The sequence below is a fragment of the Pseudomonas sp. JAI111 genome (assembly GCF_024809425.1).
In the GTDB taxonomy this organism is placed as follows: domain Bacteria; phylum Pseudomonadota; class Gammaproteobacteria; order Pseudomonadales; family Pseudomonadaceae; genus Aquipseudomonas.
In genome coordinates, this window is sequence record NZ_JANUCB010000005.1 from 167,337 (window position 1) to 185,086 (window position 17,750).

15 protein-coding genes are annotated in these 17,750 nt (G+C 58.9%); 13 read left to right on the plus strand and 2 right to left on the minus strand.

All coding sequences use genetic code 11. The annotated features are described in order from the left end of the window. Window positions 1–15: 15 nt before the first annotated feature. Entirely contained in the window at window positions 16–936 is a 921-nt protein-coding gene (locus tag HNR03_RS17505) for a helix-turn-helix domain-containing protein (protein ID WP_259154846.1), read from the minus strand. 162 nt (window positions 937–1,098) lie between these two features. On the opposite strand from HNR03_RS17505, the gene HNR03_RS17510 reads away from it, so the two are divergent. From HNR03_RS17510 to HNR03_RS17570, 13 genes are all read left to right on the plus strand, one after another. Then, window positions 1,099–2,457, plus strand: coding sequence for a glutamine synthetase family protein (locus HNR03_RS17510; RefSeq protein WP_259154847.1), 1,359 nt, complete (start codon window positions 1,099–1,101; stop codon window positions 2,455–2,457). Window positions 2,458–2,609: 152 nt separating this feature from the next. Further along, window positions 2,610–3,698, plus strand: a complete 1,089-nt coding sequence (locus tag HNR03_RS17515) for a polyamine ABC transporter substrate-binding protein (protein ID WP_259154848.1) — start codon at window positions 2,610–2,612, stop codon at window positions 3,696–3,698. Continuing rightward, on the plus strand, window positions 3,695–4,987 hold the full coding sequence (locus HNR03_RS17520) for an FAD-binding oxidoreductase (RefSeq protein WP_259154849.1): 1,293 nt from the start codon (window positions 3,695–3,697) through the stop codon (window positions 4,985–4,987). The genes HNR03_RS17515 and HNR03_RS17520 overlap by 4 nt, the downstream gene beginning before the upstream one ends. 213 nt (window positions 4,988–5,200) lie before the next feature. Then, window positions 5,201–5,797 (plus strand): paraquat-inducible protein A, encoded by a 597-nt coding sequence (locus HNR03_RS17525; protein ID WP_259154850.1) that lies wholly within the window; start codon window positions 5,201–5,203, stop codon window positions 5,795–5,797. Next, complete coding sequence (locus HNR03_RS17530; protein WP_259154851.1) at window positions 5,794–6,453, plus strand: paraquat-inducible protein A; 660 nt, start codon at window positions 5,794–5,796, stop codon at window positions 6,451–6,453. The genes HNR03_RS17525 and HNR03_RS17530 overlap by 4 nt, the downstream gene beginning before the upstream one ends. After that, entirely contained in the window at window positions 6,434–8,089 is a 1,656-nt protein-coding gene (locus HNR03_RS17535) for an intermembrane transport protein PqiB (RefSeq protein WP_259154852.1), read from the plus strand. The genes HNR03_RS17530 and HNR03_RS17535 overlap by 20 nt, the downstream gene beginning before the upstream one ends. A 17-nt stretch (window positions 8,090–8,106) precedes the next feature. Further along, window positions 8,107–8,667 carry a membrane integrity-associated transporter subunit PqiC gene (locus HNR03_RS17540; protein ID WP_259154853.1) on the plus strand — a complete coding sequence of 187 codons (561 nt, stop codon included), beginning with the start codon at window positions 8,107–8,109 and terminating at the stop codon, window positions 8,665–8,667. Window positions 8,668–8,869: 202 nt separating this feature from the next. Continuing rightward, window positions 8,870–9,505: a histidine phosphatase family protein gene (locus HNR03_RS17545; RefSeq protein ID WP_259154854.1), complete on the plus strand. Its 636-nt coding sequence runs from the start codon at window positions 8,870–8,872 to the stop codon at window positions 9,503–9,505. 86 nt (window positions 9,506–9,591) lie between these two features. Beyond that, window positions 9,592–11,292 (plus strand): lipid IV(A) 4-amino-4-deoxy-L-arabinosyltransferase, encoded by a 1,701-nt coding sequence (arnT, locus tag HNR03_RS17550; RefSeq protein ID WP_259154855.1) that lies wholly within the window; start codon window positions 9,592–9,594, stop codon window positions 11,290–11,292. 43 nt (window positions 11,293–11,335) lie between these two features. After that, complete coding sequence (locus HNR03_RS17555; protein ID WP_259154856.1) at window positions 11,336–12,862, plus strand: glycosyltransferase family 39 protein; 1,527 nt, start codon at window positions 11,336–11,338, stop codon at window positions 12,860–12,862. A 187-nt stretch (window positions 12,863–13,049) separates the two neighbouring features. After that, window positions 13,050–14,063: an iron ABC transporter substrate-binding protein gene (locus tag HNR03_RS17560; RefSeq protein WP_222586550.1), complete on the plus strand. Its 1,014-nt coding sequence runs from the start codon at window positions 13,050–13,052 to the stop codon at window positions 14,061–14,063. Between the two features lie 3 nt (window positions 14,064–14,066). Then, window positions 14,067–15,665 (plus strand): iron ABC transporter permease, encoded by a 1,599-nt coding sequence (locus tag HNR03_RS17565; protein ID WP_259155168.1) that lies wholly within the window; start codon window positions 14,067–14,069, stop codon window positions 15,663–15,665. Beyond that, entirely contained in the window at window positions 15,662–16,732 is a 1,071-nt protein-coding gene (locus tag HNR03_RS17570) for an ABC transporter ATP-binding protein (RefSeq protein WP_259154857.1), read from the plus strand. Before HNR03_RS17565 ends, HNR03_RS17570 begins: the two co-directional genes overlap by 4 nt. 10 nt (window positions 16,733–16,742) lie before the next feature. On the opposite strand, the gene xerC is transcribed toward HNR03_RS17570, so the two are convergent. Continuing rightward, window positions 16,743–17,633 (minus strand): tyrosine recombinase XerC, encoded by an 891-nt coding sequence (gene xerC / locus HNR03_RS17575; RefSeq protein ID WP_222590415.1) that lies wholly within the window; start codon window positions 17,631–17,633, stop codon window positions 16,743–16,745. Window positions 17,634–17,750 lie beyond the last annotated feature (117 nt).

The following is a 17,750-nucleotide window of genomic DNA, read 5'->3' on the forward strand; positions in this document are numbered from 1 at the left end:
CAAGCAGTGCCGACCTTATACCGGGCTTCTTTTTGGCGCCGCGCGCTTCAGCGTTTCGCTCGGCAGTTCCTTGAACAGCGCCCGGTAACTGCTGGAAAACCGTCCCAAATGCCAGAACGACCAGTTCATCGCCACTTCGGCGACGGTGGTCTCATTCGGTGTTCGGGCGAGCAATTCGCGGTGTGCGCTGTTGAGTCGGCGCAGGCGCAGCCAATGGGTCGGGGTCATGGCGGTGAAGGCCTTGAATGCATGCTGCAATTGCCGCAGGGAAACCCCGGCAACCTGGGACAGCTCCAGCAGGTTGAGGGTTTCTTCCGGTGAATCAGCCGCCCACTCCCCGATGCGTTTCATGATCGCGCGCTCTTCGGTGCGCCGCTGCAGGCCACCGCGGTCCAGGCACAAACAGGCGTTATCGAGGATGTAGAGGCAATCCTCCAGCAACTGCTGGGTCAGCGCTTCCTTGCTCGGTGGATCGAGCGTCTCTGCCAGCCGGGTCAAGGTGCCGCTCAACCAGCGGCTGAACAAGGCGTTCTGCCCGCAGTTGAGCGGCGACATGAACAAGCCTTCCAGCCGCGCAACGTTCAAACCGTGGCGCTGGACGAACTCGGGGCCGAACACCACGGCGATTTCCTGGTAGTTCTCCGGGGTGATCCAGATATTGCGGCTTTCGCCATTCAACACGTACAGCGCGTTGTCGCTGCGATCGAAACAAAACGCCAACGCCCCCTGCGGCGCACTGAAGTTCTGCTCGACCCGGGTGTTCATCTGTTCTTCGTAAATCTCCACGCCTTGCAGGTCCAGGTAGCGCACACGCCCGGCGAAATGCCCCGGTGACATCTGTTGATAGTGCTGCACCCAACCCGGTGTGGCACGGATTTGCGCGGCGACATCATCGGTATTGAACGCTTGAACCTGTAACGGACTGGACGCTGACATGGGATGACCTTACGCACTCGTTTGGTGCGTTTTGGTGCTGCTTAAAGTGGATAGATGGAACGACAAGGCTCGCCCAAGATAGTCGTCAACGCGTCACAGGGGAAGTGTGTGGTGGATGAAACCACCCTCCCCGACGTTAATAAAACCAATAACGAGGTCTTTATGAATGTCCCCTTCGATCAGCTGTTCACGTGGCTGAAAGATCACAAGATTACCGAAGTCGAGTGTGTGGTCAGTGACTTGACCGGCATTGCACGCGGCAAAATCGCACCCACCAACAAGTTCCTGCATGAGCGAGGCATGCGCCTGCCGGAAAGTGTGCTGTTGCAAACGGTAACCGGGGACTTTGTCGACGACGACATCTACTACGACCTGCTGGACCCGGCGGACATCGACATGGTCTGCAAGCCGGACGCGGACGCGGTGTACGTGATTCCATGGGCCATCGAACCGACGGCAATCGTGATCCACGACACCTTCGACAAGTTCGGCAACCCGATCGAACTTTCGCCACGCAACGTGTTGAAGAAAGTGTTGCAGCTGTACACCGACAAAGGCTGGCGGCCGATTGTCGCGCCGGAAATGGAGTTCTACCTGACCCAGCGCTGCGAAGACCCGGACTTGCCGCTCAAGGCACCGATGGGCCGTTCGGGGCGCGCTGAAAGTGGTCGTCAGTCGTTTTCCATCGATGCCGCCAACGAATTCGATCCACTGTTCGAAGACGTCTACGACTGGTGCGAACTGCAAGGCCTGGACCTCGACACGCTGATCCACGAAGACGGCCCGGCGCAGATGGAAATCAACTTCCGTCATGGCAACGCGCTGGACCTGGCCGACCAGATCACCGTGTTCAAGCGGACCATGCGTGAGGCGGCGCTCAAGCACAACGTCGCGGCGACGTTCATGGCCAAACCGATTGGCGATGAACCCGGCAGCGCCATGCACATTCACCAGAGTGTGGTCGACATTGCCACGGGCCAGCCGATCTTCGTCGATGCCGACGGCAACATGAGCGAACTGTTTCTGCACCACATTGGCGGACTGCAAAAATACATCCCCAAAGTGCTGCCGATGTTTGCGCCGAACGTGAACTCGTTCCGCCGCTTCCTTCCGGACACTTCGGCGCCGGTGAACGTCGAATGGGGCGAAGAGAACCGCACCGTCGGCCTGCGTGTGCCGACTTCAAGCCCCGAAGCCATGCGTGTCGAGAACCGATTGCCGGGCGCGGATGCCAACCCATATCTGGCGATTGCCGCCAGCCTGCTGTGTGGGTACATCGGCATGGTCGAAGGCATTGAACCGAGCGCGGCGGTCCAGGGTAGAGCCTACGAACGGCGCAACCTGCGCTTGCCGATCACCATCGAAGACGCGCTGACGCAGATGGAAGAAAGCGAAACCATCGAGCGTTACCTGGGCAGCAAATTCGTCAGGGGTTACGTCGCGGTCAAGCGTGCCGAGCACGAAAACTTCAAGCGCGTGATCAGCTCCTGGGAGCGTGAGTTCCTGCTGTTCAGCGTCTAACCCCACCATGATCGTTCCAACGCTCTGCGTGGGAATGCAGCCCGGGACGCTCTGCGTCCCAGTGGAACGCGGAGCGTCCCTTGAGGCATTCCCACGCGGAGCGTGGGAACGATCAAACGCCTGAAAAATTCAAAAACTCAAAGAGGTGTCGAATGCGTCTATTGAAATCCATGGTTCCGGTCGCGCTGACCTTGTTGTTCAGCGCGGTTGCGCAGGCCCAGCCAACCGTCAGCGTCTACAACTGGACCGATTACATCGGCGACACCACCCTGGTCGACTTCCAGGCCAAAACCGGCATCAAAGTGATCTACGACGTATTCGATTCCAACGAAACCCTGGAGGGCAAACTGCTCGCCGGCCGCACCGGGTATGACGTGGTGGTGCCGTCCAACCACTTCCTCGCGCGCCAGGTGAAGGCCGGTGCGTTCCTCAAGCTGGATCGCACGCAGCTGCCCAACTTCAAGAACCTGGACCCGAAACTGCTCGCGCTGCTGGAGAAAAACGATCCGGGTAACGAGCATTCCGTGCCGTACCTGTGGGGCACCAACGGCATCGGCTACAACGTCGACAAGATCAAGCAAGTGCTGGGCGTCGACCACATCGACTCCTGGGCCGTGCTGTTCGAACCGGAAAACATCAAGAAACTCAGCCAGTGCGGTGTGTCGATGATGGATTCGGCCGATGAAGTGTTCCCGGCGATCCTCAATTACATGGGCATGGACCCGCGTAGCGAGAACCCCGAAGACTACAAAAAAGCTGAAGCCAAGCTGCTGAGCATCCGGCCTTACGTCACCTATTTCCATTCGTCCAAGTACGTGTCGGACCTGGCCAACGGCGACATCTGCGTAGCCTTCGGTTATTCGGGTGATGTGTTCCAGGCGGCCAACCGCGCCAAGGAAGCCAAGAACGGCGTGAACATCGCCTATGCCATTCCAAAGGAAGGCAGTAATTTGTGGTTTGACCTGCTGGCGATTCCGGCCGATGCCAGCAATCCGAAACAAGCCCATGCCTTCATCAACTACCTGCTGGACCCGCCAGTGATTGCCAAGGTCAGTGCCTCGGTCGGCTACGCCAACCCCAACCCGTCCGCGAAGGCGTTCATGGACGCTGAGTTGGTGAACAACCCTGAGGTGTATCCACCGCAGGCTGTCCTCGACAAGCTCTACATTTCGACCACCCCGCCCCAGGCGATCATGCGTTTGATGACCCGTTCCTGGAGCAAAGTGAAGTCCAACAAATGAACAACGAACACGCACAGTCCTATTACGCCGCGACGGCGCATCACCTGACGCCCTTCCCTGCGTTGACCGAGGATCTGTTCGCCGATGTCTGCGTGATCGGCGGCGGTTTTACCGGGATCAACACCGCCATCGAGCTGGCTCAGCGCGGGCTCTCGGTGATTGTGCTGGAAGGCCGGCGCATCGGCTGGGGCGCCAGTGGGCGCAACGGCGGACAATTGATTCGCGGCATCGGGCATGACGTCAGTGGTTTCAGTCGTTATGTCGGAGAAGAAGGCGTGCGTTATCTTGAGCGTGCGGGCGTCGAGTCGGTGGAAGTGGTGGGCAAGCGCATTCGTGATCACGATATCGATTGCGACTTGCGCTGGGGTTTTTGCGAGCTGGCCAACACCCCGGCGCAGTTCGCCGCCTTCAAAGCGGAACAGGCCGGATTGATCGAGTCGGGTTACGTTCACGAAACCCGGTTGGTCGGCCCGGAACAGATCCGTCAGCAGGTGGTGAATTCCGGTGTCTATGCCGGCGGGCTGGTCGACATGGGTTCCGGCCATTTGCATCCACTCAACCTGGTGCTTGGCGAAGCACGGCTGGCGCAATCGCTGGGTGTGCAGATCTTCGAGCAGAGCCCGGTGCTGGAGGTGATTCATGGCAGCACTGTGCAGGTTCGTTGCGCCGCTGGCACGGTACGCGCCGGCAGCCTGGTGCTGGCGTGCAACGCGCACCTTGAAGACCTCGAACCGACACTCAGCGGCAAGGTGCTCCCGGCGGGCAGCTACATCATTGCCACTGAGCCGTTGACGCCCGAGGTGGCGGCGCAGTTGATCCCGCAGAATCTGGCGTTGTGCGACCAGAAAGTCGGGCTCGACTACTACCGGCTCTCGGCGGATCGACGCTTGCTGTTCGGCGGCGCCTGCCATTATTCCGGGCGCGACCCAGCGGACATCACCGCCTACATGCGCCCGCAGATGCTCAAGGTTTTTCCGCAACTGGCCGATGTGCGCATTGATTACCAATGGGGCGGCAAGATCGGTATCTCGGCCAATCGCTTCCCGCAGGTCGGGCGCTTGAAACTGCACCCGAACGTGTTCTATGCCCAGGGATATTCCGGGCATGGGCTGAACGTGACCCACTGGTGCGCGAAGCTGTTGGGCGAAGCCATCCATGCCGGACACAGCCAGGGCTTCGACGTGTTCAGCGCCATACCGCACATGACTTTTCCCGGTGGGCCGATGCTGCGTTCACCACTGCTGGCGCTTGGCATGTTCTGGTATCGCCTGCGCGAATTGCTCGGCTGAAGATCATGATCGTTCCCACGCTCTGCGTGGGAATGCCTCATCGGGCGCTCTGCGCCCGCTTTTGGGACGCAGAGCGTCCCGGGCTGCATTCCCACGCAGAGCGTGGGAACGATCATTCCTTTTCCCTGAACAGACTTTCGATTTGCTCTATCGCTAGGCACTTCTATATTGAGGGGGTGCTCTGACTTTCCTGTGTCCTGGCGAATGCAGTCTATGGCTACGACAAACCACCTGATCATCTGCGAGCACTGCGACTGTGTGTACGAAAAAGTCACGCTCGCCAAACATCAAAAAACCCTGTGCATACGCTGCGGCGGTGTGCTCCAGCGTTACAACGGCTTGACGGTGGAGCAGCGCCTGGCGCTGACCTTGACCGCGCTGATGCTGTGGATTTTCGCCAATTTCTACCCGGTCATGAGCATCAGCCTCAAGGGCCTGAAAAACAGCGCAACCCTCTGGGATTCGGTGCTGGCGCTGAGCCTTGGTCCCATCACCTTCATCGCCCTGGTGGCGGCGATTGCGATGATCATCGCGCCGATTTTTCAACTGGTGCTGCTGATCTGGGTGCTCAGCTACGCCCTCGCCTCCCGGCGCTCGCCGGGTTTCAGGTTTTGCATGCGCTGGCTGGAATCCCTCAGGCCCTGGAGCATGCTGGAAGTGTGTCTGCTGGGCGCGATGGTGGCGGTCATCAAGCTGGCCGGGTTGCTCGATGTGCTGCCCGGCATCGGCCTGTTTGCCCTCGCCATACTCAGCCTGATGATGATCCGCATTGCCGGTCGCGATATCCGTGAGCTGTGGGACGTCTTATGAAAACGCCCCCGGTCGCCAGCGAACTCAACCTGTGCCTTTGTCACAGCTGCGGCATGGCCTGCGACATGACCCATGAGCCCCACGAATGCGAGCGTTGCGGCGCGCCACTGCACCGGCGCAAAACCAACACGCTGACCCGGACCTGGGCCTACATGTTCACGGCCCTGGCGTTTTACGTGCCGGCCAACCTGTTACCGGTAATGAACACCAAGATGGTCGGCAATGGCGCCGACAGTACGATCATGAGCGGTGTGCTGGAGTTCTGGGAAGCCGGCGCCTGGGACATCGCCCTGATCATCTTCATCGCGAGCATTGCGGTGCCGGGCATCAAGTTCGTCGCCCTGACACTGCTGCTGGTCACGGTGCATCGCGACAGCGACTGGGCGCGCAAGGAGCGCTCAAAACTGTACCGATTCGTCGAGGTCATCGGTTATTGGTCAATGCTCGACGTCATTGTGGTGGCGCTGGTGGCTTCACTGGTCAAGTTCCAAGCCCTGGCCGATATCGAGCCGCGCCCGGGCATTCTGTTTTTTGGCCTGGTGGTGGTGTTCACCATGCTGTCGGCGATGAGTTTCGACCCTCGACTGATCTGGGATAACGAGCGGTCGGACATACCCCAGAACGAGGAGGACATGGATGAAGTCGCAAGCCACTGACGGGCCGCAAGCCCCCGGGCAAGCCCCTGTAAAAACTCGTCGTTTCAGCGTTTCACTGGTCTGGATCGTGCCCATCGTTGCGGTACTGGTAGGGATTTCCCTGGTGGTCCACAGCCTGATGCAGGAAGGCCCGACCATCACCGTCACCTTCAAGACCGGTGATGGCCTGACCGCCAACAAGACCGAAGTCAAATACCGCAACGTGGTGATCGGCCATGTCTCGGACGTGGAATTGAGCAACGATCAGAAATCTGTCAACGCAACGATCAAGCTGGCCAAACAGGCGGAGAGTTTTACCCGCGAAGACTCGAAGTTCTGGGTGGTGCGTCCGCGCATCGGAGCCGGTGGCGTGTCAGGTATCGATACATTGTTCTCGGGTGATTACATTGGTGCCGACATTGGCCAGGCCAACGCCCGCTCGAAGCATTTCAAGGGCATTGAAAACCCGCCCGCCATTACGTATGGCGAGCCAGGCAAGCGTTTCACCTTGCACACCGAAGACCTCGGTTCACTGGATATCGGCTCCCCGGTGTACTACCGCAAAATACCGGTGGGCCAGGTCGTCGCCTACGGCCTGGACCCTGACGGCAAAGGCGTGAACATTGATGTGTTCGTTCACGCGCCCAACGACATCTATGTCACCGAAAACACCCGATTCTGGAACGCCAGCGGCTTTGATGTCAGCGTCGGCGCCAATGGTGTTGCGGTGAAGACCGAGTCGTTGTCTTCGATCCTGGTGGGAGGCATCGCGTTTCGCGCACCCGATTACAGTCCCGAGGACAAACCCGCGCCTGAAGAATATACCTACGAATTGTTCGAGGACCAGCAGACAGCCCTCGCCCCTCCCAATGGCAAGCCGCAGTTCCTGTCCCTGCGCTTCGACCAGGCTCTGCGCGGTTTGAAGGTCGATGCGCCGGTGGAATTCCTCGGGATGGAAATCGGCAAAGTGGTCTCAGTCAATCTGGATTTCGACGAGAAGAAAAAGAGCTTCCCGGTCAACGTCGGCATCGTGATCTACCCGCAACGTTTGGGCAAGGCGCACACAAAATTGCTCAAAGCCTACAACCATGACCCCAGTGACGAAGCAGGTGGCGTGCGGCTGATGGGCACCTTTATCGAGAACGGTCTGCGCGCACAGGCACGCAGCGGCAACCTGTTGACCGGTCAGTTGTACATCGCGCTGGATTTCTATCCGAAAGCTGAAAAAGTCGTATTCGATCCAAGCATTCGTCCAGTCAGCATTCCGACCGTTCCCGGCAGCCTTGAAGAACTCCAGGGAAAACTGGAAGCCATTGTCGACAAACTCAACAAACTGCCGATGGACCGCATCGCCGGCAACCTGGACAGCAACCTCGTCGAATTGCGTAAAGGCCTGGCGCAGTTCAATGCCAAGACTCTGCCCGGGGTGCAGACAACCCTGGCCGATGTCAGCAAGACCTTGCAATCAGCCAGTTCGACCTTGGCCGAGGATTCGCCGCAACGAGAACAGTTGACCCAGACCCTGGACGAACTTGGACGCATGTCGCGCTCCTTGCGTGAGCTCTCGGATTACCTGGGGCGGCACCCGGAATCGCTGATTCGCGGACGCCCTAAAAACGCCGCGCCGATGGACCTGCAAGCGCCGCCGCGCAACTGACCACAGGAGCAATACCCATGGCTTTCAAGCTGAAAATCACTTTGGTCACCGCGCTGTTGCTGCTTGCCGGATGCCGCAGTGATCCAATTCATTTTCACACCCTGACTCCGGCACAGCCAGGAGGAACAGCCAGGGGCAACGCTGCGGATGTCGTGATTGAAAGCATTACCGTGCCGCCGCAAGTCGATCGCCCGCAGATCGTTATCCGTCAGGGCAGCAGTGGGCTGGTCATTCTTGAAACCGAATGGTGGGGTGCGAGCCTGGCGGATGAATTGAGCAGCGCGCTGGTGGATCAACTGATCAACAGCAATCTGCAGCACAAAGTCTCATTGCGTGTGGATTTTCAACGCTTTGATTCGATACCCGGCCAATACGCGCTGATCGACGTTAAATGGCGCCTGCGCAATCCCGGCGACACCGACAACATACTGGTGACATGCCGCAGTACCTTTCAGACACCTTCAGGCCCAAGCATCGATGATTTGGTGGTAGCCCATCAGAACAACGTGAAACACCTGACCGCGCTTATCAGCCAAGCGGCCAGAGGCCCCTCGCGGGGTTGCCCTGCTACACCCTGAACTGGCCGCCGCCAGCAAGCCTTTCTATCGCTCGGCGGCAACCTGACCATCGCTAACAACGTAGGAGATAACAGTTTGCAACAATTAATTAATAACGCTCCGGCAATATGTCTGCAATTTTTTCACATTCGTTTCACTCCTCCGCTACCTGGACAGATTTAATTTTAGCCGCATCGTTCCCACCTTAGATAACGAAGAACTCATGACTTCTCGGTTTATAAAACTGGCGTCACTCAGCGCAGCCCTCGTAGTGGTTGTATTGGTTTCAGGCTTTGCCTTTTGGTCAAGATCGCCAGTCAATCTGGGCGGTGCCAACGCCGAAGACCGAGCTCAATTGTTGCGGCAATGGCAAGCCGGCGAAGTCGTTGCACTGGTTCGTCATGCCGAGCGTTGTGACCGTTCCAGTAACCCGTGCTTTGGCCCGGCGGATGGCATAACCAAAGTGGGTAACCAGGCCGCCATCGCGGTGGGCCAAGGTTTCACGCGGCTGGGCATGGAGCAGACCGATGTGATAAGCAGCCCGGCCACTCGTACGGCGCAAACGGCGCATGCCATGTTCAGCAAAGATGCGATCGCTCAGGACTGGCTCGCCAGTTGTGGCAAACCCTTGCGTAACGATGTCGTAGCCCATAAACGTGCTCACCATAATCTGGTGCTGGTCACTCACAGTGGCTGCATCAGCGATTTTGAAGCACAGACAGGCTACCCTCATGCGGCAACAAGCGAATATGGCAGTTCCTTGCTCGTCCACATCGACGAGAAAGGGGAACTAAAAATACTTGGGATCGTGAAGGCCGATGACTGGAAATCCTTGCTGCAAGGCAGCAGCGCCCAGTAGCGGACCGAAACGACTACAGCAGCCTCACGCTTTTGATTATTTTCAATTTTAAATTGCGCTCTCGCGTATAGCGCCAAGGACGAAAAATGACGTCTCGTAATCCCCTGCCCAACACTATTTCCCGTGCGTCCACTCCGGTTGACCGCTGGCTATTGCCCGGCTTGCTGTTGGCATTCGTGATGTTTTACCTGTTACCGATGCTGACCCACGGCCTGTGGATCCCCGACGAAACCCGCTATGCCCAGATCAGCCAGGAAATGCTCCTCAGCGGCAACTGGATTTCTCCGCATTTCATGGGCATTCGCTACTTCGAAAAACCCATCGCCGGTTACTGGATGATCGCCATCGGCCAGGCCGTGTTTGGCGACAACCTGTTCGGCGTGCGTATTGCCTCGGCAGTGAGCACCGGACTGAGTATCTGGCTGGCGTATTTGATTGCCCAGCGATTCTGGAACGATCCGCGCAAGAGTTTCGCCTGCGCAATGCTCTACATGAGTTTCGGCCTGATCGCGGGCCAAGCCGGGTACGCCAACCTCGATCCGCAATTCACGCTCTGGGTCAACTTGAGCCTTGTAGCCTTGTGGTTCGCCCTCGATAGCCAGTCTTCACGGGGTAAATTGGGGGCTTGGGCATTGTTGGGCGTTGCCTGTGGCATGGGCTTCATGACCAAAGGCTTTCTTGCCTGGCTGCTGCCAGTGTTGATCGCCCTGCCCTACATGATCTGGCAGCGCCGACTGGGTGAACTGTTGCGTTACGGTCCACTGGCGGTAGTCGTGGCGGCGCTGGTGAGCCTGCCGTGGGTGCTCGCCATTCACCATCAGGAACCCGATTTCTGGCGGTTCTTCTTCTGGAACGAACACGTCCGTCGGTTCTCCGCCGAAAATGCCCAGCACGCTCGACCATGGTGGTTTTACCTGCCACTGCTGCTTGCTTCGAGCTTGCCTTGGGCGGTACTGCTGCCCAATACACTGATTGACGGCTGGAAAAACAAGCGTCAACCGGTGATTGGCTTCCTGCTGCTCTGGATGCTCCTGCCACTGGCCTTCTTCAGTACCAGCAGCGGAAAACTGCCGACTTACATCATGCCGTGCCTCCTGCCTCTGGCCTTGTTGATGGGGCACGCGATCATGGAGATGCTGAACCAGGAGCGAGGCAAGCTGATTCGCATCAACGGCGTGGTCAACGTCGTTATCGCTACCGTGGCCTTGATCGCACTGCTGTATCTGCAGGCCACCAAAGAAATCTACGCAAACACCGAGATGTTCAGTCTGTCGCTGATGTTCTTCGCCCTGATCGGCTGGATCATCGCCAACGCCTTGCAAGTTCTGCGTCCCCTGTTGTTCTGGGCCATGCCGGCCCTTGGACTCTGGTTGCTGGTGGCGTTGCTACCGGCAGCGATGCCTTCCCAGATCGTCAATAGCAAGATGCCCGACCAGTTCATCGCCGAGCATCTGGAGGCGTTAAGCCAGACATCTTCCCTGCTCAGTAATGACCTGGGCGCCGCATCGGCCTTGTCCTGGCGGCTCAAGCGGCCGCAGGTCGACCTCTTCAACACCATCGGCGAGCTGAAATACGGTCTCGACGACCCCGCCATGGCATCGCGCAAGGTGACGATGGACAATGTCGGGCAATGGATGACCGAAGCTCGCAAGAAAGGTGCGGTCGGTGTAGTGATGCGAGTCAACAGCGTCCAGGAAGTGCAAGAGGTCGAACTGTTGCCCATCGATGGCAAACGCTATCAACGCGGCAACCTGGAGATTCTGATCTTCCCGCAAAGCCAACCTTGACCAGCTAACGCCACATCAGCGCTTCACCTAAAGGAAACCCTTCATGAAGTTTTGGGCAAGTGACAGGGGCGCATTGGCGCTCCTGCTGGGCGCGTGCGCGCTGATGCTGTTACTGGGGTTGGGCGGTCGGGAGTTGTGGGGGGCTGAAACCCGTTGGGCCAACATCGCGTTGCAGATGCTGCAGAGCGGTGACTATTTCGATCCGTACCTCAAGGGCGGTCCGTATTACGACAAACCACTGCCCTCCTACTGGCTGATCACGGCGACCGCATGGCTGATCGGTGGTTTGAACCACTGGTCATTGCGCCTGACCTCGGTCATTGCCGCGTGGCTCACCGTCTGGCTGGTGTACTTGATCGGCGAGCAGCTCTTTCGCAAAGGCACCGGCCTGATTGCCGGCTGGATGCTGGCGACCACCTTCTATTTCATCTTCTGGGCACGCGTCGCCACGGCTGACATCCTCACCGTGTGCGGTGTCGTGGCTGCAGTCTGGTGGTATTGGCGCGGGCCGGATGACACGCGTTTCAGTCGCTACCTGGGCTTTTTCCTGTTGCTGTCCCTGACCTCACTGCTCAAAGGCTTGATCGGGTTCATTCTGCCGGGCCTGGTGTTATTGCCGCATGTCGTGCAGGACGGTCGCTGGAAACGCCACCTCAATCTGCGGATGTGCGCAGCCTTGGTCATCGCCGGGGCGTTCTACATGACGCCGTTCATGTTGTCGCATATCTATGGCGCACCGACTTATGGCGAAAGCGGCCTGGGCCTGGTGTTGCGCGAAAACGTCGTACGGTTTTTCCAGCCGTTCGACAATATCGGACCGATTTACACCTACCTGATTTACCTCCCGGTCTACACCTTGCCGTGGGCGCCTTGCTGGCTGCTGGGGTTGTGGGTAGCGCTGCGCAATTGGCGCAGCATCGAACCCAATACCCGCTGGCTGGTATGGGGCTTGGGTCTGTTGATGCTGTTTTTCACCGCCAGTGGCAGTCGACGCAGTTATTACGTATTGCCCTTGGTGCCCTTCGCCCAGTTGCTGGGTGCGTGGTGGATCACTCACCGAATGGCTGAGCGCAACGAGACCGGCAGATTCAGTCGCAAGTTGAAAATCGGCTTCGGCGTGGCCACCGCGTTTTTGGTGTTGGTGGTCGGTGTCGTCTATCCGTGGACCAACGGTGGCGGTGGTGTGATTGCATTCGCCGAAACGGTCAAGGTTGAGGCCAGCAAACGTGCGCCTTTGGATAAATGGAACATGGTAATGATCGAGGTGGACAACAAACTGCCGATGTACTTGCAAACCGGCGGCGCTCCCTTCTATTACGTGCGCGAAGACCAGGACTTTCCCCGCAACGGCAATACCGAGGCGCTGATGGCCTGGCTGGACCGCACCAGCGGCAAACACTGGGATCCGCAGCGCACCATTGTCATCGCGCAGTTCCGCAATGGCGATGCGTTACCGTTGAACTACCTGAGTTCAGATCATCAGGTCATCACCACCACACCCACCAACGGCGAACGTATGTTTCATGCCCGTGAGGACCAAAGCGTTGCCTATATCCCTGGCATTCAGTAGCTAATTCACCGGACAATGGTCAGCGGCGCTGCTAATCTGAATGGAAATGACATGTATTAACGGTTTTTTTAACGTTTTTTTCTCATTTGCCCCTCTACATTCGCAGCCATTCAAAAATTGCAAATGATTCGCATTGATACACACGCGAGTCGTTTGCATGACGACCATTACCAGGAGCTGCTACCGAATGACCGCCCGAGTCCCCGCGTTTCTGAAAAAAGCATTATTGGCCACCGCGCTGATCAGCGCCGCCCACGTGTATGCCGCCGATACCGACGGCATCGTGGTTTATAACGCTCAGCACGAGAGCCTGACCAAAGCCTGGATTGACGGCTTTACCAAGGAAACCGGGATCAAGGTTACCGTGCGCAATGGCGACGATACCGAGATGGGTAATCAGATCGTGCAGGAAGGCGCCGCGTCCCCAGCCGACGTGTTCCTGACGGAAAACTCCCCGGCGATGGTGCTGGTCGACAACGCAGGGCTTTTTGCACCGGTTGCACCGGCCACCCTCGAGCAGGTCGGCGAAGCTTATCGTCCGGCCCATGGCAAATGGGTCGGCATCGCCGCGCGCTCCACGGTGTTTGTCTATAACCCGAGCAAACTGCCCGAAGCCGAGCTGCCAAAATCGCTGATGGACCTTGCCGGCCCGAACTGGAAAGGCCGCTGGGGAGCATCGCCCGCCGGTGCCGACTTCCAGGCTATCGTCGCGGCAGTGCTGGAACTCAAGGGCGAAGCGGCTACGCTTGAATGGCTCAAAGCGATGAAAACCAATTTCACCGCCTACCGCGGCAACAGCGCCGTGCTCAAGGCGGTCAACGCCGGGCAGGTCGACAGCGGCGTGATCTATCACTACTACAGCTTCGGCGACCAGGCCAAAACGGGCGAGAACAGCAAGAACACCGCCCTGCACTACTTCAAGCACAAGGATCCGGGCGCCTTCGTCAGCGTTTCGGGTGGCGGCGTCCTGGCCTCCAGCCAGCACAAGGAACAGGCTCAAGCGTTCCTGAAATGGGTGACGGGCAAAGACGGCCAGAACATCCTGAAAACCGGCAACTCGTTTGAATACGCCGTAGGCAAAAACGCGCAATCCAATCCAAAACTGGTGCCATTGCAACAGCTCGATGCGCCAGCGGTCGATGCTTCAAAACTCGACAGCAAAAAAGCCGTGGAGCTGATGACTCAAGCGGGGCTGCTCTAATTGATACCTGAAACACTGCCCGCGAATGTACCCGCGGCGATTCCCGACAACCTGCGCAGACGCTCCCGCGGCCTCTTCGCGGGTCGCGGTGGCGCGTGGGTCATCGGTTTGTCGGTGCTGGTTTCGCTGCTGGCACTGATGCCGATTGCCTTTGTCATCGGGGTCTCGATCCAGACCGGCTGGGCAACGCTCGTGCCGTTGGTGTTTCGGCCACGGGTCGGCGAATTGCTGATCAACACCGTGTTGCTGGTGGTGATCACGATTCCCCTGTGCATTGCGCTTGGCCTGGCCCTGGCCTGGCTGACGGAACGCACCAACCTGCCGGGGCGACGTGCCTGGTCGTTACTGGCGACCGCCCCGCTGGCAGTGCCGGCCTTCGTGCACAGTTATGCATGGGTCAGCCTGGTGCCGCCGATACACGGGCTGTTCGCCGGGGTGCTGGTCTCGGTGATTGCCTACTTCCCGTTTCTGTACTTGCCTGTCGCCGCAACGTTGCGGCGGCTCGACCCGGCCATCGAAGACGTGGCCGAATCGATGGGGCTCAAGCCTTGGGCGATCTTTATCCGCGTGGTGCTGCCGCAGCTGCGTCTGGCCATCTGTGGCGGCGCCCTGCTGGTGGGCCTGCACCTGCTGGCCGAATACGGCCTGTACGCGATGATCCGCTTCGACACCTTCACCACGGCGATCTTCGATCAATTCAAATCGACCTTTAACGGGCCCGCTGCGCACATGCTGGCCAGTGTGCTCGCCCTGTGTTGCCTGGCGATGCTGACTGCCGAATCGGCTGCTCGCGGCTCGGCGCGTTACGCCCGGGTCGGCTCCGGCAGCGCGCGTGAGCAACGGGTTGTGCGCCTGGGCGCCGGATCGACCGTACTCGCACTGACCCTGCAAATCAGCACCTGCTTTCTGGCGCTGGGTGTTCCATTGATTACGCTGGGCAAATGGCTGATAGCCGGTGGCGCAGAGGTCTGGGACATGGCCCAGCTGATGCCCGCGCTTGAACAAACGCTGCTGCTGGGGGCCGCTGGCGCGGTGCTCACCACTTGCGCGGCCATCCCGATTGCGTGGCTGTCGATTCGTTCTCCGGGTCGTTTGCAACGCCTGCTGGAAAGCTGCAACTACATCACCAGCTCGTTGCCTGGCATCGTCGTGGCGCTGGCCCTGGTGACTGTGACCATTCATTTCGCCCGACCGATCTACCAGACCACCATCACGGTCCTGCTGGCGTACCTGCTGATGTTCTTGCCGCGCGCCCTGGTCAGTTTGCGCGCAGGAATCGCGCAAGCACCTGTAGAACTGGAAAACATAGCGCGCAGTCTCGGCCGCTCGCCTGCGCAAGCCTTGTGGCTGGTCACCCTGCGCCTGGCTGCCCCCGGTGCAGCCGCCGGCGCAGCGCTGGTGTTTCTGGCGATCACCAACGAGCTGACCGCGACCCTGTTGCTCGCGCCCAATGGCACCCGCACCCTGGCCACCGGCTTCTGGGCGCTGACCAGTGAAATCGACTACGTCGCCGCAGCGCCCTACGCCCTGCTGATGATCCTGCTGTCGCTCCCGTTGACCGGACTCCTCTATCACCAATCCAAACGAACGGCTGGCCGATGAACGCTCTTGAACTCCACTCGATCTCCAAGTTCTACGGCTCCCAGCGGGCCTTGGAAAACGTCAGTCTGTCGGTGCCGACTGGCAGCCGAACGGTGATTGTCGGACCCTCTGGCTCGGGCAAAACCACGCTGTTGCGGATGATCGCCGGCTTCGAGTTCCCGGACACCGGCAGCCTCTCGCTGAACGGCCAGACATTGGTCGATGAGACCCACGAAGTCCCGGCGCATCAGCGTTTGATTGGTTACGTCCCCCAGGATGGCGCCCTGTTTCCGCACATGACCGTGGCCGCCAACATCGGTTTTGGGCTATCCACCAAAGGTGAGGCAAAACAGCAACGTATCGCCGAATTGATGGACAGCGTGGCCCTGGACGCAAAAATGGCCAATCGCTGGCCCCATGAACTGTCCGGCGGCCAACAACAGCGAGTAGCGCTGGCACGGGCCCTGGCGCAGCAGCCGCGTCTAATGCTGCTCGACGAGCCATTCTCGGCACTCGATACCGGCCTTCGCGGCGCCATGCGCAAAATGGTTGCGCGATTGCTGAGCGATGCCGGCGTGACCACCATTCTGGTCACCCACGACCAGAGTGAAGCATTGTCGTTCGCCGATCAGTTGGCCGTCATGCGCGATGGTCGCCTGGTTCAGTCAGGCCATCCGCTGGACCTCTACCGTTATCCCGACGATGAACAGACGGCGCTGTTTCTCGGAGATGCCGTGGTCATGCCCGCCAGAATCGAAGCCGGATGGGCCCATTGCGATCTGGGCCGCATACCGGTCAACAACCACAGGAACAACAATTCAGCGCAAATCATGTTGCGCCCCGAGCAACTGCAACTGATCAGCATCCAGCCCAGCCCTGCCGAAGGTCCCGGGTGTCGCGCTGTAGTGACCGACCGGGATTTCAGCGGCAACACCTGCACCTTGACCGTGGAATTGCAGTCTTCAACGCCTGGCGAACAGTCAGGCCGGTCCTTGATGGTGCGCAGCTCCGGCATGTATGCACCGCCCGCCGGCAGCGCAGTTCACGTCTCGACGATTGGCCACGCCCACGTCTTGGGTGAGTCCTGATTTCACCCCGTCAAAGATCGAACCGATCCACCGCCCGCCGCCGCTCGTTGTCGTCACGCACATCGTAGTTGGCGGTGGTCTGGATGTTGCTGTGGTGCGCAAGTTTCTGCGCGATCGACAGGTCGAACTCCTCGATCACCCGGGTAATGAACGAACGCCGGAAATCATGCGGCATGATTTTCACGCCGACCTGCGCACCGCGTTGCCGGGCGATGTAATAGATCGCATGTTTGGTGATGCGCTCGCGGGTGATGTGACTGCCACGGCGGATTCGGTTGAACAGGAACGGATCGTCCACTTCACCTTCCTTGAGCAGCGAACGGCGCAGCTCCAGCCAGTCCTGCAGCTTGGCAAAGGCCCAGGCCGGTGCGTATTTGATCAATTGCTTGTTGCCCTTGGCCGTGACCCGCAAGCTGCGTTCGGCGAAATCCACCTGTGACAGGTCGAGGTCCACCGACTCGGACTTGCGCATCCCCGAACCATACAAAATCCCGATTATCGCCGCGTCTCTCAACCCTTGTGGACGCGGATCCGCCGCGCAAACCGCCATGAGCTCTTGAATCAGCGAGCGCCTCAAGTTGCGGCCCTGGGACAACCGCGTGCCGGCAATCCCCTTGACCGAACGCATTTTCAGCAAGTGTTCCTGGCTGATCAGGCTCATGCGCCACGCTTCGTTCATCACCCCACGCACTGCGTTGACGTAGAGCGAGGAAGTGTTCGGCGCGTAACCGTCCGCGCGCAATGCCGCCACCAATGCAATAACATTGTCAGGTTGAAGCTGATGCCAGGGAATCTCCTCGACATTCATGTCCTCGAACCCCAAACGATCGGCTGCATCCTGCAAAACATAGCGCATGGTCAACTGACTGGACGGTGCCAGTCGGGCCAGGTAGACGGTCATCGGGTTGGTTTTTGAAGCGACGGGATCGGTAATAGGTAAGTCAGTCAAACGTAACGGCCTTGATTGGAAACACTTGAATAAAACAACTAAGAGTTGCAACAATATTTATGTAACGCG

What these genes read in the sequence shown, in the direction of transcription:
- HNR03_RS17505 (WP_259154846.1), bottom strand. Translation starts at nt 936, where the DNA reads ATGTCAGCGTCCAGTCCGTTACAGGTTCAAGCGTTCAATACCGATGAT.
- arnT (WP_259154855.1), top strand. Translation starts at nt 9,592, where the DNA reads ATGACGTCTCGTAATCCCCTGCCCAACACTATTTCCCGTGCGTCCACT.
- HNR03_RS17510 (WP_259154847.1), top strand. Translation starts at nt 1,099, where the DNA reads ATGAATGTCCCCTTCGATCAGCTGTTCACGTGGCTGAAAGATCACAAG.
- HNR03_RS17525 (WP_259154850.1), top strand. Translation starts at nt 5,201, where the DNA reads ATGGCTACGACAAACCACCTGATCATCTGCGAGCACTGCGACTGTGTG.
- HNR03_RS17570 (WP_259154857.1), top strand. Translation starts at nt 15,662, where the DNA reads ATGAACGCTCTTGAACTCCACTCGATCTCCAAGTTCTACGGCTCCCAG.
- HNR03_RS17540 (WP_259154853.1), top strand. Translation starts at nt 8,107, where the DNA reads ATGGCTTTCAAGCTGAAAATCACTTTGGTCACCGCGCTGTTGCTGCTT.
- xerC (WP_222590415.1), bottom strand. Translation starts at nt 17,633, where the DNA reads ATGACCGTCTACCTGGCCCGACTGGCACCGTCCAGTCAGTTGACCATG.
- HNR03_RS17530 (WP_259154851.1), top strand. Translation starts at nt 5,794, where the DNA reads ATGAAAACGCCCCCGGTCGCCAGCGAACTCAACCTGTGCCTTTGTCAC.
- HNR03_RS17515 (WP_259154848.1), top strand. Translation starts at nt 2,610, where the DNA reads ATGCGTCTATTGAAATCCATGGTTCCGGTCGCGCTGACCTTGTTGTTC.
- HNR03_RS17555 (WP_259154856.1), top strand. Translation starts at nt 11,336, where the DNA reads ATGAAGTTTTGGGCAAGTGACAGGGGCGCATTGGCGCTCCTGCTGGGC.
- HNR03_RS17520 (WP_259154849.1), top strand. Translation starts at nt 3,695, where the DNA reads ATGAACAACGAACACGCACAGTCCTATTACGCCGCGACGGCGCATCAC.
- HNR03_RS17560 (WP_222586550.1), top strand. Translation starts at nt 13,050, where the DNA reads ATGACCGCCCGAGTCCCCGCGTTTCTGAAAAAAGCATTATTGGCCACC.
- HNR03_RS17535 (WP_259154852.1), top strand. Translation starts at nt 6,434, where the DNA reads ATGAAGTCGCAAGCCACTGACGGGCCGCAAGCCCCCGGGCAAGCCCCT.
- HNR03_RS17545 (WP_259154854.1), top strand. Translation starts at nt 8,870, where the DNA reads ATGACTTCTCGGTTTATAAAACTGGCGTCACTCAGCGCAGCCCTCGTA.